The organism is Bacteroides sp. 90-K9/2 (assembly GCF_047310725.1).
GTDB lineage: Bacteria > Bacteroidota > Bacteroidia > Bacteroidales > Bacteroidaceae > Bacteroides > Bacteroides vicugnae.
Genome location: NZ_JBCGVL010000001.1, coordinates 282,112 through 295,390, shown reverse-complemented (window position 1 = coordinate 295,390; position 13,279 = coordinate 282,112). Strand labels below are relative to the sequence as shown.

The following is a 13,279-nucleotide window of genomic DNA, read 5'->3' as shown; positions in this document are numbered from 1 at the left end:
AAAAATCCTATTATTTGCTCTTGCTGTGTTATAGCTTGCGCAAATATAAGGATTAATTTCATTTATGTGCAGTCTTTTATTATCTATTTTACAATCTTTCGTGTAAATTGTGCACAGATCGTCGCTTAAATGGTATTAGAAAGCCTCTGTCATGTTGAAGTAGAACAAATTCTGCTTGTTCACCATGTCTCTTCCGAAGTCGAGGCGTACATTCATACGGGGTTGAACTTCAATGCGTAATCCCAATCCGAGGTTGGGAAGCACACCTTCTATCTTACCCGGAGTAGGTCCCATAAATCCGCATCCTCCCCAAGCTACATATCCTATATGACTCAACATCTTTTTCACCCAGGTGCTTTTGTCTGTATTTATCATCTGGCGGTATTCGGCCATCATTACATGCGAGGACTTGTCACGAAACTGCCCCATATAGTAACCACGAAGGTCGAAAGGGGTTCCGCTAAGTACATATTTCGTCAGAGGAACATCTCCAAATGCGTTTTTGCTTTGCACTGTCCAGGCTATCACCTTGCGACGGCCTACTGTTTTGTATTGGCGGTAATCTATTTCGAGGCGATAAAAATTATTATCACTGCCAAACGTTTTATTATACATCATTCCCCGAAAGTCGAGGTAGGTTCCGCTATATGCATTTGCAGGAATATCGCGTGTGTCATACGTCAGCAGGAAACCAAGTCCGGAACTGAAATTTTTGTATCCGCTTTCTGTACCTCCTGCCGCTATATACGAGGATTCATTAACCATTCCGGCAGCCGGTTTGGTAATTTTATCATAGTTCAAATCGACTTGGGGACCTGCAAAAATGTTGCTTTCTCCCAGACGGAACAGGAACCAGGGGTTTACTTGGATGCCGCTATAACGGTATTCGCTGGTGTCTTCTCCACGTTCATAATCTTTATTAGTGGAATAGCCGATGCCATAAAAATTCTCGATTGTATTTTTATATGAGAAAGTTCCGAAGATACGGAAGCGGTCGCCTTTAAAAAAGAGTTGTGGTTTTGTCATCACGTTTAGCCCGCCTTTGAACATCAAGGCAATGGCCACTGGCACTACCGAACGTCGTTGGGTGGTATCACTCGGATTCATCCGGAACGTCATCAAGGCACTACCGCCTACCAATACACCGAAGTCCGGTGTGTAGCTGGGACCACCTAATATGTTATAGTGCAAATTTCGTTTTGCTACACGTTGGCGGCGCAACTCGTGCTTTGAAAGGGCAGGAATGGTATCTGACGGGATGTCTTCAATATCTACATCGCTCTTTACTGCCGTACTGTTAGCCGCGGCTGACATCATATTGATGGATGGAAGCATCATCAATATTCCTATTATATATTTCTTCATAATTTCTCTGTGAGGAATTTGACTGCAAAGAAAACTCTTTTATTCCAATTAGTTTTGATATTCTTAGATAATAAATCTAAAAAAGAATCGTATTTTTGCGGAATATGATGTTTTCCGATATGCTGATAAATAAAATCGCATGATTTAATCTCATACATTCAAACTGTATTTATTAGTGTATCATGATCCGTCAGCCTATTAATTAATTACTTATATCAATGAATAAACAGATTTTATCAATTTTTGTTTTCTGTGCTTTTTCTTATTCTACACAAGCGCAAGAAGTGAAAGGTGGCATCAGCGACTCCATGATGCAACAAATCAAGCAGAGTTACGCAAACACTCCTGCCGACAAGGCTATCCGCAACGCTATCGGCAGCAACGACATCCGTAAACTGGCTCTCAACCAGGATAACCTGAAGGGGATGGATACACATTTCTCCATCAAAGTGCCTTCCAAAGGTATTACCGATCAGAAATCTTCCGGTCGTTGCTGGCTTTTCACTGGTCTGAATGTGATGCGTGCCAAAGCGATTGCCAAGCATAACCTCGGCTCGTTCGAATTCTCGCAAACTTATCCTTTCTTCTTCGATCAGCTGGAGAAAGCTAATCTCTTTCTACAAGGTATTATCGACACCAGCAGTAAGCCGATGGACGATAAAATGGTGGAATGGCTCTTACGCAATCCTTTGAGTGACGGTGGAACATTCATCGGTGTAGCCGATATCGTCAGTAAATACGGGCTTGTTCCCAAAGATGTGATGCCGGAAACCAATAGCAGTGAAAATACCTCCCGCATGGCAGGTCTGATCGCCCTGAAACTTCGTGAGCAGGGGCTTCAACTCCGTGATCTCGCTGCGCAAGGTGCCAAACCTGCTGCCCTTGAGAAAACAAAAACAGAAATGTTGAGCACCATCTATCGCATGTTAGTGCTGAATCTCGGTGTTCCTCCCACTGAGTTTACCTGGACTGAATACAACGCTAAAGGCGAGCCTGTATCTACCGAAACTTACACTCCGCTTTCTTTCCTGAAGAAGTATGGTGACGAAAAACTGATTGACAATTATGTCATGTTAATGAACGATCCGAGCCGTGAATATTATAAATGTTATGAGATAGACTACGACCGCCACCGTTACGACGGCAAAAACTGGACGTATGTCAATCTCCCCATCGAGGACATCAAAGAAATGGCTATTTCTTCTCTCAAGGATAGCACAATGATGTATTTTTCTTGCGATGTAGGTAAATTCCTAAACTCCGATCGTGGTTTACTGGATGTCAAAAACTACGATTACGAATCTCTTATGGGTACTTCTTTTGGCATGAACAAGAAGCAACGCATCCAAAGTTTCGCCAGTGGCTCCAGTCACGCCATGACTCTTATGGCCGTCGATCTTGACAAAAACGGAAAACCGACGAAATGGATGGTTGAAAATAGTTGGGGAGCAACCTCCGGTTATCAAGGACATCTCATCATGACGGATGACTGGTTTGATGAATATATGTTCCGTCTGGTAGTAGAAACGAAATACGCATCGAAAAAAGCTCTTGAGGTGTTGAAACAGAAACCTATTCGACTTCCTGCCTGGGACCCTATGTTTGCCGGAGAGGAATAACCACTTTGCATAGACCTGTATGCCGCGAGGTCTCCAATTTTTCTTTGGTTCTTTCTTTTGCTTCAAAGAGACAAAAGAAAGAACGTGCACGAACACGAAAGGAATTACGGATATTTTTCCGTAATTCCTTTCTTTTTTCCTCCCGAATCCCAATCTTATTTATTACTTTTGCGGCAAATTTATGAAACCATTATTTTATCTAGCATGGCAAATGTAATAAAGTTACGTAAAGGCCTTGACATAAACCTGAAAGGTAAAGCTGCTGAAACGTACGCAACAGTAAAAGAACCGGGGTTCTACGCACTCGTACCCGATGACTTTCCTGGAGTGACGCCTAAGGTAGTCGTGAAAGAGCAGGAGTATGTAATGGCTGGTGGACCCTTGTTTATCGACAAGTATCATCCTGAAGTGAAATTTGTTTCGCCGGTGAGCGGCGTGGTGACGAGTGTTGAACGTGGTGCTCGTCGTAAGGTGTTGAACATCGTAGTGGAAGCTGCTGCAGAGCAGGACTATGAAGATTTTGGAAAAAAGAATGTTGCTTCGATGGATGCTGAAGCTGTGAAAACCGCTTTGTTGGAAGCCGGACTTTTCGCGTTTATCAAACAGCGCCCTTATGACATCATTGCTGATCCGACGGTCACTCCGAAAGGAATCTTTGTATCCGCATTCGACACTAATCCGTTAGCTCCGGATTTTGAGTTTGCCCTCAAAGGTGAAGAAACAAACTTCCAGACAGGACTTGATGCTCTTGCCAAACTGGCAAAAACCTATCTGAATATCAGTGTGAAACAGAACGCTGCTGCACTGACACAGGCTAAGAATGTTACAATCACCGCTTTCGACGGACCGAACCCTGTGGGTAATGTAGGTGTTCAGATCAACCATCTCGACCCCGTATCCAAGGGAGAAACGGTATGGACTATTGATCCGCAAGCCGTAATCTTCATTGGCCGCCTTTTCAATACAGGTCGTGTAGATTTCACCCGTACAATAGCTGTGACAGGTTCCGAAGTGTTGAAACCTGCATACTGCAAACTCCGGGTAGGCGCATTGCTCACCAACGTGTTTGCCGGTAATGTAACAAAAGACAAAGACTTACGCTATATCAGCGGTAATGTGCTGACAGGAAAGCAAGTATCTCCGAACGGATTCTTGGGAGCATTCCACAGCCAACTGACTGTGATCCCCGAAGGTGACGACATTCACGAAATGCTCGGATGGATCATGCCGCGCTTCAACCAGTTCAGTGCCAACCATTCTTATTTCAGCTGGTTGATGGGTAAGAAGGAATATACGCTGGATGCCCGCATCAAAGGTGGCGAACGTCACATGATTATGTCGGGTGAATACGATAGGGTATTCCCGATGGATATCCTGCCCGAATATCTGATTAAAGCAATCATCGCCGGTGACATCGACCGTATGGAAGCACTTGGCATCTATGAAGTGGCTCCTGAAGATTTCGCTCTTTGCGAATTCGTCTGCTCTTCGAAGATGGAACTGCAACGCATCGTTCGTGCCGGACTTGATATGCTCCGTTCGGAAATGGCATAGGAGAATTAAGAATTAAAAATTAAAAATTAAAAAATGATAGTTGAGACTTTATGAAATTGTCTTCTGGTAAACACAGCGTAGCTATTTCTCAATTCTCAATTTTCAATTCTCAATTTAATAAATGAAAGCGTTAAGAAATTATCTCGATAAGATAAAGCCGAACTTTGAAGAGGGCGGCAAATTCCACGCATTCCAGTCGGTGTTTGACGGCTTCGAAACATTCCTGTTCGTGCCCAACAAGACTGCGAAAACGGGAACGCACATACATGACGCAATTGATAGCAAGCGCATCATGTCGATTGTGGTTATTTCGTTGGTACCGGCTTTGCTGTTCGGTATGTATAACGTAGGTTACCAGCATTTCACTCACACGGGTGCTACTGGCAGCTTTATCGAAATGTTTGCATACGGATTCCTGGCAGTACTGCCTAAAATTATCGTATCTTATGTAGTAGGTTTGGGTATTGAGTTCGTGGTAGCTCAATGGAAGAAAGAAGAAATACAGGAAGGATTCCTCGTTTCCGGTATCTTGATCCCGATGATCGTTCCGGTTGACTGTCCGCTGTGGATTCTTGCCGTAGCTACTGCATTCTCTGTTATCTTTGCAAAAGAAGTATTCGGTGGTACAGGTATGAACGTATTCAACGTTGCGTTGATTACGCGTGCATTCCTGTTTTTCGCATATCCGACTAAGATGTCCGGTGATGCCGTTTGGGTATCAGGCGACAGCATTTTCGGTCTGGGACAAAGCGTAGACGGACTTACCGTTGCCACTCCGCTGGGACAAGCTGCTACATCTGGTAGTGTTCCTGCATTCAACATGGATATGATTACAGGTCTGATTCCGGGTTCTATCGGTGAAACCAGCGTGATCGCTATTCTGATTGGTGCGGTTATCTTGCTTTGGACAGGCGTTGCTAGTTGGAAGACAATGATTTCCGTATTTGTCGGTGGTGCATTTATGGCATGGGTATTCAACTCAATCGGCATGGAAAACAACACAATGGCTCAAATGCCTTGGTACGAACACCTCGTTCTCGGTGGTTTCTGCTTCGGTGCCGTATTTATGGCTACTGACCCTGTGACTTCCGCTCGTACGGAAAGAGGTAAATATATCTTCGGATTCCTGATCGGTGTGATGGCTATCGTTATCCGCGTACTGAATCCGGGTTATCCGGAAGGTATGATGCTTGCCATCCTGCTGATGAACATCTTCGCTCCGCTGATCGACTACTGTGTAGTACAGGGTAACATCAGCCGTCGCGAAAAACGCGCTATCAAGTCTAACCAATAAATACCGAAAGAAAATGAATACGAATAGTAATAGTTATACTATCATTTATGCTTCGGTAATGGTTATTATCGTAGCATTCCTGCTGGCATTCGTTAGTTCTTCATTGAAATCTACACAAGATAAGAATGTGCAGTTGGACACTAAGAAACAGATACTCGCTGCATTGAACATTAAAAATGTGGAAGATGCGGATGCTGAATATAAGAAATATGTGAAAGGGGACATGCTGATGAACGTAGACGGTACGCTGACTGAAAATACAGGTGAATTTGCTACCAACTACGAGAAAGAAGCGAAAGAACAACAACGTCTGCACGTGTTTGTATGCGAAGTGGACGGTCAGACCAAATATGTGGTTCCTGTTTATGGTGCCGGTCTTTGGGGAGCTATCTGGGGATATGTTGCACTGAACGAGGATAAAGATACCGTTTACGGTACTTATTTCTCACACGCTAGTGAAACTCCGGGTTTGGGTGCTGAAATTGCAACCGAACATTTCCAGAATGAATTCGTTGGAAAGAAGACTTTGGAGGATGGCTCTATTGCTCTTGGAGTTGTGAAGAATGGCAAGGTGGAAAAACCTGAATATCAGGTGGACGGTATCTCTGGTGGTACAATCACTTCTGTAGGTGTAGATGCCATGCTGAAGACTTGCCTGAATAGTTACTTGAGTTTTTTAACTAAATAATAAGGAGGAGAAAGATAGAATATGGGACAACTGTTTTCAAAGAGAAATAAAGAAGTATTCTCTGCTCCGTTGGGAATTGATAACCCGGTAACCGTACAGGTGCTCGGTATCTGTTCTGCACTTGCTGTCACTGCAAAACTGGAGCCTGCTATTGTAATGGGACTTTCAGTAACAGTGATTACTGCATTTGCTAACGTCGTTATTTCATTGTTGCGCAAAACCATTCCTAACCGTATCCGTATTATCGTTCAGTTGGTAGTGGTAGCCGCTTTGGTAACTATTGTAAGTGAAGTTCTGAAAGCGTATGCTTATGATGTAAGTGTTCAGCTTTCTGTATATGTAGGTTTGATTATCACTAACTGTATCCTGATGGGGCGTCTGGAAGCATTTGCCATGCAGAATGGTCCTTGGGAGTCTTTCTTGGACGGTGTAGGTAATGGTTTGGGATATGCCAAAATTTTGATAATCGTCGCTTTCTTCCGCGAACTGCTTGGCTCGGGAACATTGCTCGGTTTCAATATCCTGAACTATGAGCCTATCCGGAATATCGGATACGTAAATAACGGTTTGATGTTGATGCCGCCGATGGCATTGATTATCGTAGCTTGCATTATATGGTATCAACGTGCACGTCACAAAGAACTGCAAGAAGAAAGTAATTAATTCTTCATTCTTAATTCTTAATTAAAAGATATGGAACATTTATTAAGTTTATTCGTCCGCTCTATCTTTGTGGACAATATGATATTCGCATTCTTCCTGGGTATGTGCTCATACCTGGCTGTTTCGAAGAATGTGAAGACTGCCGTAGGACTGGGTATTGCTGTGACTTTCGTGTTACTGGTAACGCTTCCGGTGAACTACTTGTTGCAAACCAAAGTGCTGGCTGCTAATGCTATCATTGAAGGTGTCGACCTTAGTTTCTTGAGCTTTATTCTTTTCATTGCCGTTATTGCCGGTATCGTGCAGTTGGTGGAGATGGTGGTAGAGCGCTTCAGTCCGTCGCTGTATGCTTCACTGGGTATCTTCCTGCCGTTGATTGCCGTTAACTGTGCTATCATGGGTGCTTCTCTGTTTATGCAGCAACGTATCAATCTCGCTCCAAGCGATCCGAAATACATTGGAGATATCTGGGATGCTCTCTCTTATGCATTGGGTTCCGGTATCGGTTGGTTACTGGCTATCGTAGGTCTGGCTGCTATCCGCGAGAAAATGGCTTACTCTGACGTACCTGCTCCGTTGAAAGGATTGGGGATCACATTTATCACAGTAGGTCTGATGGCAATCGCATTTATGTGTTTCTCTGGTTTGAACATCTAAAAAGAAAGGAATAAGACAATGGATATGAATTTAATATTAGCGAGCATTGGGGTATTCCTTGTGGTTATTCTGTTGCTTGTTGTAATCTTGTTGGTTGCCAAGAATTTCTTGGTGCCATCAGGAGACGTGAAACTGACAATCAACGGCGAAAAGGAATTGGAAGTGGCTTCCGGTTCTACTTTGCTCAATACGCTGTCTGTAAACGGAGTATTCCTGTCATCTGCTTGTGGTGGTAAGGGTTCTTGCGGACAGTGCAAATGCCAGGTACTCGAAGGTGGTGGAGAAATCCTGCCTTCTGAAGTTCCTCACTTCAGCCGTAAACAGCAACAAGACCACTGGCGTCTGGGCTGTCAGGTGAAAGTGAAAAGTGATATGGCTATCAAGATCGACGAATCTATCTTGGGTGTGAAGGAGTGGGAGTGCGAAGTAATCTCCAACAAGAACGTGGCTACGTTTATCAAAGAGTTTATCGTTGCTTTGCCTAAAGGCGAACACATGGACTTTATCCCGGGCTCTTACGCACAAATCAAGATTCCTAAATTCTCAATGGATTATGACAAGGACATTGATAAAAAATTGATCGGTGACGAATATCTGCCTGCATGGGAGAAATTCGGTTTGATGGGACTGAAATGTAAGAATGACGAAGAAACAATTCGTGCTTACTCTATGGCCAACTATCCTGCCGAAGGTGACCGTATCATGTTGACAGTACGTATCGCTACTCCGCCGTTCAAACCGAAAGAACAGGGTCCTGGATTTATGGACGTAATGCCGGGTATCGCTTCTTCTTATATTTTTACCCTGAAACCAGGTGATAAGGTAATAATGAGCGGTCCTTACGGAGACTTCCACCCGATTCTGGATTCTAACAAGGAAATGATGTGGATTGGTGGTGGTGCCGGTATGGCTCCGTTGCGTGCACAAATCATGCACTTGACCAAGACGCTGCACGTTACTGATCGTAAGATGTCATACTTCTACGGTGCTCGTGCATTGAATGAAGTGTTCTATCTGGAAGATTTCCTGCAGATCGAAAAGGATTTCCCGAACTTTACTTTCCATCTGGCACTCGACCGTCCGGATCCTGCTGCTGATGCTGCAGGCGTGAAGTATACTCCGGGATTCGTTCACAACGTAATCTACGAAACTTACCTGAAGAATCACGAAGCTCCTGAAGATATTGAATACTATATGTGTGGTCCTGGCCCGATGTCGAAAGCTGTTGAGAAGATGCTTGACGATCTTGGCGTTCCGGCACAGAACCTGATGTTCGATAACTTCGGAGGATAATTCGCGGAAGAGAACAATCGGTCGGTAAAATGACCGGAAAGAATATATAAAACAGAGCGGGAAATCTGAAAAGCAGTAGTGCTTCTTGGATTTCCCGCTTCTTTTTTAGGGTATTCCATGATGTCTTTCCGCTATGTTTTCTATCTATTTTATGTCTGTTTAAAAGATAGTTCTCCTTTTTTATCTGTACTTATCTATTATATTCGTATATTTGGCTACACAATAGAATTTTTAAACACAATAGGTCATGGAATATCATCGTATATCTTTCATCCACAATGATACAGAGTATTCATTTGTTAAAGCAATGAGTTCGAACTTAACGGGATATGCATTAGTAACAGCTTGTAGGACAGAAGTAACCATTTACATGAAAGAGAACAACCTGAAAGGTTATTATATATTGACCGGCATGGCTAAAGTTTAATTGTATGAAAAATGAAATTATACAGTCGGCTCTCCGCAATTTGAAGATTAAAGAGCTGAATCCGATGCAGGAAGCATCACTTGAACAAGCTGCCGGAAGAAAAGACGTTATACTGTTGTCACCGACAGGATCGGGCAAGACATTGGCCTATCTGTTGCCTTTGCTTCTTACCCTAAAACCGAATGATGACAGCGTGCAGGTGCTGATTCTGGTTCCTTCACGTGAGTTGGCATTACAAATTGACTCTGTGTTCAAAGCAATGGGGACTCCCTGGAACACCTGTTGTTGTTATGGTGGACATCCTATCGCTGAAGAAAAGAAGAGTATAGTGGGTAATCATCCTGCTATCATCATCGGTACTCCGGGACGTATCACCGACCATCTGTCGAAAGGAAATTTCAATCCTGAAACCATTGAGACTTTAATTATCGATGAATTTGACAAATCTTTGGAGTTTGGTTTCCATGATGAAATGGCAGAGATTATCACGCAGCTTCCGGGATTAAAAAAACGTATATTACTTTCGGCTACCGATGCTGAAGAGATTCCTGAATTTACAGGATTGAACCGCACGGTGAAGTTGGATTTTCTTTCGGACGCTTCTGAAGAACAGGGGGCCCGTTTGAAACTGATGAAGGTGCTTTCTCCTTCCAAAGATAAGATTGATACTTTATATAATCTGCTTTGTACATTGGGAAGCAGTTCGAGCATCGTATTCTGTAATCATCGGGATGCAGTGGATCGTGTGCATCAGTTATTGGCGGATAAAAAACTGTCTGCAGAACGTTTCCATGGTGGTATGGAACAGCCGGACCGCGAACGTGCGCTCTACAAATTCCGTAACGGCAGTTGTCATGTGTTGATTTCTACCGATTTGGCTGCCCGTGGACTGGATATTCCGGAGGTAGGACATATTGTTCATTATCATTTGCCGGTGAATGAAGAAGCTTTTACGCACCGCAATGGACGAACAGCACGTTGGGATGCTACCGGAACGTCCTATCTGATTTTGCATGCCGAAGAGAAACTTCCTCCTTATATTCCGGAAGATATGGAAACAGTAGTGTTACCTGAAAATCCTCCCCGTCCTCCGAAATCGGTTTGGGCTACCATTTATATAGGTAAAGGAAAAAAGGAGAAACTTAGCCGGATGGATATTGCCGGATTCTTATATAAAAAAGGAAATCTGACCCGCGAAGATGTCGGAGCGATTGACGTCAAAGAGCATTATGCTTTCGTTGCTATTCGCCGGGCTAAGGTGAAGCAGCTCTTGAATCTGATTCAGGGGGAGAAAATCAAAGGAATGAAGACTATTATAGAAGAAGCGAAGTAAAGATCTTTTCTGTAAGATACCTTACTTGACATCTATGGATAACAAAATGGTGTATATATCCTGTATAAACCAATAAAAAGAAAGGGAAATCTGCTTTAAAACAGTATTTTTATAAGGAAAGATTTGTGCAGCGGAAATAAATTCGTAAATTCGCAAGGTCAAAAGACAAAAGTAACGAAATTGTTAAACCAAAAACAAACTTCAAATGAAAAAGCATAATTTCAATGCAGGACCTTCCATTCTTCCGCGTGAGGTGATAGAGGATACAGCGAAGGCTATTTTAGATTTCAACGGCTCTGGTCTCTCTTTGATGGAAATCAGCCACCGCGCCAAAGACTTCCAACCTGTGGTTGACGAAGCAGAGGCATTATTCAAGGAATTACTCAATATCCCCGAAGGCTATTCGGTACTGTTCTTGGGCGGAGGTGCTAGTATGGAGTTCTGCATGGTTCCTTATAACTTCCTCGAAAAAAAGGCTGCATACCTGAACACTGGTGTATGGGCAAAGAAAGCAATGAAAGAAGCTAAAGGGTTTGGTGAAGTTGTAGAAGTTGCTTCCTCTGCTGAAGCTACATATACTTATATCCCCAAAGATTATACAATCCCAACAGACGCAGATTATTTCCACATCACGACTAACAACACAATTTACGGTACAGAATTGAAGAAAGACCTCGATTCTCCAGTTCCGATGATTGCCGATATGTCTTCTGATATTTTCTCACGTCCGATCGACGTTTCTAAATATATCTGTATTTATGGTGGTGCACAAAAGAATCTGGCTCCTGCAGGTGTTACATTCGTTATCGTTAAGAATGACGCTGTAGGTAAGGTTTCCCGTTACATCCCGTCAATGCTGAACTATCAGACACACATTGATAACGGTTCTATGTTCAATACTCCTCCGGTAGTGCCTATCTATGCTGCATTGTTGAACCTGCGCTGGATCAAAGCACAGGGTGGTGTGAAAGAAATGGAACGTCGTGCCATCGAAAAGGCTGATATGCTGTATGCTGAAATCGATCGTAACAAAATGTTTGTTGGTACTGCTGCCAAAGAAGACCGTTCACGCATGAATATCTGTTTCGTAATGGCTCCTGAATACAAGGAATTTGAAGCGGACTTCTTAAAGTTTGCTACTGAAAGAGGCATGGTAGGTATCAAAGGACACCGTTCTGTAGGTGGTTTCCGTGCATCTTGCTACAATGCTCTGCCGAAAGAAAGCGTACAGGCTTTGATCGACTGCATGCAGGAATTTGAAAAACTTCATTAATAATATTTTCACCACAGATTACACAGACGGACGCAGATTTTTTAATTCTGTGAGAATCTGGGTAATCTGTGGTGAGTCTTTATAAACAGAATTAGATTATGAAAGTACTTGTAGCTACTGAAAAACCGTTTGCTAAAGTTGCAGTAGATGGTATCCGTAAAGAAATAGAAGCAGCCGGATTTGAGCTTGCTTTACTTGAGAAATATACTGATAAGGCTCAATTGCTGGATGCAGTAAAAGATGCTAATGCTATCATTATCCGTAGCGATATTGTTGATGCAGAGGTGCTGGATGCTGCTAAAGAATTGAAAATCGTAGTCCGTGCCGGTGCAGGATATGACAACGTTGACCTGGCTGCTGCCACTGCTCACAATGTATGTGTGATGAATACTCCGGGACAGAACTCTAATGCTGTTGCCGAACTTGCTTTGGGTATGATGGTATATGCTGTCCGTAACTTCTATAACGGAACTTCCGGTACGGAATTGATGGGCAAGAAATTGGGTATTCATGCTTATGGAAACGTAGGTCGCAATGTAGCTCGTGTTGCCAAAGGTTTCGGAATGGAAGTGTATGCTTATGATGCATTTTGTCCGAAAGAAGTAATTGAAAAAGATGGTGTGAAAGCACTTGATTCTGCAGAAGAATTGTATAAGACTTGCCAGGTGGTATCTCTTCATATTCCGGCAACTGCCGAAACAAAGAACTCTATCAATTATGCTCTGTTGAAAGATATGCCGAAAGGTGCTATGTTGGTAAACACTGCCCGTAAGGAAGTGATTAATGAAGCAGAACTGATTAAATTGATGGAAGATCGTGCAGACTTCAAATATATCACAGATATCATGCCTGCTGCTAACGCAGAGTTTGCAGAAAAGTTTGCCGGACGTTATTTCTCAACTCCCAAGAAGATGGGGGCTCAAACTGCTGAAGCAAATATCAATGCCGGTATTGCTGCCGCTCAACAAATTGTTGGCTTCTTGAAAGATGGTTGCGAGAAATTTAGAGTAAACAAATAAGATTCTGAATAAGTCAGCCGGATTTTTTAGGATAACTATGGTAGTATCTGAATAAAAACAATCCGTTGCAGAATGTCTTTTTTAGAAATAAGTA

At 43.0% G+C, this 13,279-nt stretch carries 12 protein-coding genes; 11 read left to right on the top strand and 1 reads right to left on the bottom strand.

All coding sequences use genetic code 11. The features are described from left to right. Window positions 1-135: 135 nt before the first annotated feature. Window positions 136-1,365, bottom strand: a complete 1,230-nt coding sequence (locus AAHJ11_RS01025) for a BamA/TamA family outer membrane protein (protein WP_320974667.1) — start codon at window positions 1,363-1,365, stop codon at window positions 136-138. Window positions 1,366-1,583: 218 nt separating this feature from the next. On the opposite strand from AAHJ11_RS01025, the gene AAHJ11_RS01020 reads away from it, so the two are divergent. From AAHJ11_RS01020 to AAHJ11_RS00970, 11 genes are all read left to right on the top strand, one after another. Continuing rightward, complete coding sequence (locus AAHJ11_RS01020) at window positions 1,584-2,984, top strand: C1 family peptidase (RefSeq protein WP_413578931.1); 1,401 nt, start codon at window positions 1,584-1,586, stop codon at window positions 2,982-2,984. 204 nt (window positions 2,985-3,188) lie between these two features. Continuing rightward, on the top strand, window positions 3,189-4,538 hold the full coding sequence (locus tag AAHJ11_RS01015; protein ID WP_413578930.1) for a Na(+)-translocating NADH-quinone reductase subunit A: 1,350 nt from the start codon (window positions 3,189-3,191) through the stop codon (window positions 4,536-4,538). A gap of 121 nt (window positions 4,539-4,659) precedes the next feature. Further along, window positions 4,660-5,832 (top strand): NADH:ubiquinone reductase (Na(+)-transporting) subunit B, encoded by a 1,173-nt coding sequence (locus AAHJ11_RS01010; RefSeq protein WP_004306321.1) that lies wholly within the window; start codon window positions 4,660-4,662, stop codon window positions 5,830-5,832. 13 nt (window positions 5,833-5,845) lie between these two features. Further along, window positions 5,846-6,520, top strand: coding sequence for a Na(+)-translocating NADH-quinone reductase subunit C (locus AAHJ11_RS01005; RefSeq protein ID WP_148367254.1), 675 nt, complete (start codon window positions 5,846-5,848; stop codon window positions 6,518-6,520). A 21-nt stretch (window positions 6,521-6,541) separates the two neighbouring features. Further along, on the top strand, window positions 6,542-7,183 hold the full coding sequence (locus tag AAHJ11_RS01000; protein WP_148367252.1) for an NADH:ubiquinone reductase (Na(+)-transporting) subunit D: 642 nt from the start codon (window positions 6,542-6,544) through the stop codon (window positions 7,181-7,183). A gap of 30 nt (window positions 7,184-7,213) precedes the next feature. Next, complete coding sequence (gene nqrE, locus AAHJ11_RS00995; RefSeq protein ID WP_148367250.1) at window positions 7,214-7,840, top strand: NADH:ubiquinone reductase (Na(+)-transporting) subunit E; 627 nt, start codon at window positions 7,214-7,216, stop codon at window positions 7,838-7,840. 18 nt (window positions 7,841-7,858) lie between these two features. Next, window positions 7,859-9,133, top strand: coding sequence for an NADH:ubiquinone reductase (Na(+)-transporting) subunit F (gene nqrF, locus AAHJ11_RS00990; protein ID WP_148367248.1), 1,275 nt, complete (start codon window positions 7,859-7,861; stop codon window positions 9,131-9,133). A gap of 247 nt (window positions 9,134-9,380) precedes the next feature. Further along, window positions 9,381-9,560, top strand: coding sequence for a hypothetical protein (locus AAHJ11_RS00985; protein WP_148367246.1), 180 nt, complete (start codon window positions 9,381-9,383; stop codon window positions 9,558-9,560). 4 nt (window positions 9,561-9,564) lie between these two features. Continuing rightward, window positions 9,565-10,893, top strand: a complete 1,329-nt coding sequence (locus AAHJ11_RS00980; protein WP_320979365.1) for a DEAD/DEAH box helicase — start codon at window positions 9,565-9,567, stop codon at window positions 10,891-10,893. A gap of 205 nt (window positions 10,894-11,098) precedes the next feature. After that, on the top strand, window positions 11,099-12,166 hold the full coding sequence (gene serC, locus AAHJ11_RS00975; protein ID WP_099145780.1) for a 3-phosphoserine/phosphohydroxythreonine transaminase: 1,068 nt from the start codon (window positions 11,099-11,101) through the stop codon (window positions 12,164-12,166). Window positions 12,167-12,264: 98 nt separating this feature from the next. Then, a complete protein-coding gene (locus AAHJ11_RS00970) occupies window positions 12,265-13,185 on the top strand; it encodes an NAD(P)-dependent oxidoreductase (protein ID WP_099145779.1) in 921 nt (306 codons plus the stop codon). The last annotated feature ends 94 nt before the right edge of the window (window positions 13,186-13,279 follow it).

Coding starts and splice junctions, on each gene's coding strand:
- AAHJ11_RS01025 (WP_320974667.1), bottom strand. CDS start 1,365: ATGAAGAAATATATAATAGGAATATTGATGATGCTTCCATCCATCAAT.
- AAHJ11_RS01020 (WP_413578931.1), top strand. CDS start 1,584: ATGAATAAACAGATTTTATCAATTTTTGTTTTCTGTGCTTTTTCTTAT.
- AAHJ11_RS01015 (WP_413578930.1), top strand. CDS start 3,189: ATGGCAAATGTAATAAAGTTACGTAAAGGCCTTGACATAAACCTGAAA.
- AAHJ11_RS01010 (WP_004306321.1), top strand. CDS start 4,660: ATGAAAGCGTTAAGAAATTATCTCGATAAGATAAAGCCGAACTTTGAA.
- AAHJ11_RS01005 (WP_148367254.1), top strand. CDS start 5,846: ATGAATACGAATAGTAATAGTTATACTATCATTTATGCTTCGGTAATG.
- AAHJ11_RS01000 (WP_148367252.1), top strand. CDS start 6,542: ATGGGACAACTGTTTTCAAAGAGAAATAAAGAAGTATTCTCTGCTCCG.
- nqrE (WP_148367250.1), top strand. CDS start 7,214: ATGGAACATTTATTAAGTTTATTCGTCCGCTCTATCTTTGTGGACAAT.
- nqrF (WP_148367248.1), top strand. CDS start 7,859: ATGGATATGAATTTAATATTAGCGAGCATTGGGGTATTCCTTGTGGTT.
- AAHJ11_RS00985 (WP_148367246.1), top strand. CDS start 9,381: ATGGAATATCATCGTATATCTTTCATCCACAATGATACAGAGTATTCA.
- AAHJ11_RS00980 (WP_320979365.1), top strand. CDS start 9,565: ATGAAAAATGAAATTATACAGTCGGCTCTCCGCAATTTGAAGATTAAA.
- serC (WP_099145780.1), top strand. CDS start 11,099: ATGAAAAAGCATAATTTCAATGCAGGACCTTCCATTCTTCCGCGTGAG.
- AAHJ11_RS00970 (WP_099145779.1), top strand. CDS start 12,265: ATGAAAGTACTTGTAGCTACTGAAAAACCGTTTGCTAAAGTTGCAGTA.